Raw genomic sequence first — 1,403 nt, forward strand, 5'->3', positions numbered from 1 at the left:
CGCGGCGCCAGTGCGCGCGACCGCACGCTGCTCGACTTGCTGCCGACCGGCATCCTGATCTACCGGCTCGACCGGCTGCTCTACGCCAACGCGGCGTTTCTCGCGCGCATGGGCTACGCCAACGTGAGCGCGCTGGAGCATGCCGGCGGGCTCGATGCGCTCTATGTCGAGCCCGGCGTGTCCTCGGCCAGCAGCACCTCGCAAGCCGGCACGCCTGTCACGATCAGCGCGATGGTTGCGAACGGCGAAGCGCCGCTTGCGACCACCGAAGCGCATCTGCACACGATCGACTGGGACGGCGAGAGCGCGCACGCGCTGATCTGCGCGCTGCCGCAGGCTGCACCTGTCGTCACCGCGCCCGGCATTGCCGAGCCTGTCGTCGCCGAGGCGATTGCCGCCGAGACCATTGTCCCGGAATCCTTTCCTTACGAAATCGAGCCCGCGGCTGGCGAAACCGAGGCGGAAGATCTCGCCGCGATCCTCGACACCACCGCCGAGGGCATCGTGATGTTCGATGCCGAAGGCAACATCCACGCCTGCAACCGCAGCGCCGAGGCGCTGTTCGGCTATGACGGCACGGCGCTGATCGAGCAGAATCTGGTGACGCTGTTCGCGCCCGAGAGCCAGCAGATCGTCGCCGACTATTTCGAAAGCCTGAAGAGCCAGGACATTGCGAGCCTGCTCGACCACGGCCGCGAAGTGCTCGGACGCGAGAAGAAGGGCGGCGTCATTCCGCTCGCGATGATCATGGGCCGCACCCGGCCCGACGGGCCGAACTTCTTCGCCGTGTTCCGCGACCTCTCCCAGAGCAAGAAGGGCGAGAGCGAGCTGACGCAGGCCCGCCGCCTGGTCCACAGTGCGGCCAATGCGAAAGCCGACATGCTGGCGCGGATCAGCCACGAGATCCGCACGCCGCTCAACGCCATCATCGGCTTTGCCGAGGTGATGATCTCCGAGCGTTTCGGCACGCTCGGCAACGAGCGCTACGGCGAATACATGAAGGATATCCGCGCCTCCGGCGAGCGCGTCATTGCCATCATCGACGATTTGCTGGAGCTGTCGCGGATCGAGACCGGCAAGCTCGACCTCAACTTCGCCAACCTCAACCTCAACGATCTCGTCGAAGCTTGCGTGACTGTGATGCAGCCGCAGGCCAATCGCGAGCGCATCATCATCCGCACTTCGCTCGCCCATGCGCTGCCGCAGGTCAGCGTGGACGCGCGCGCGATGCGGCAGATCACCATGAATTTGATCTCGAACTCGATCCGGCTCGCCAGCGCCGGCGGCCAGGTCATCGTCTCGACCGCGCTGTCCGACCGCGGCGAGATCGCGCTGCGCATCCGCGACACCGGTCATGGCCTCACCGAGCGCGAAGTCGCCGCCGCGATGGAGCCGTTCCGCAC

The 1,403-nt window shown here is 66.4% G+C and carries 1 protein-coding gene; it reads left to right on the top strand.

The genetic code is table 11. The features are described from left to right. Positions 1-1,403, top strand: a 1,403-nt coding sequence (locus MOV74_RS38235; protein ID WP_246932696.1) for a histidine kinase dimerization/phospho-acceptor domain-containing protein, incomplete at both ends; no start/stop codon positions are given.

Source organism: Bradyrhizobium sp. SHOUNA76 (assembly GCF_023006445.1).
Taxonomy (GTDB): domain Bacteria; phylum Pseudomonadota; class Alphaproteobacteria; order Rhizobiales; family Xanthobacteraceae; genus Bradyrhizobium.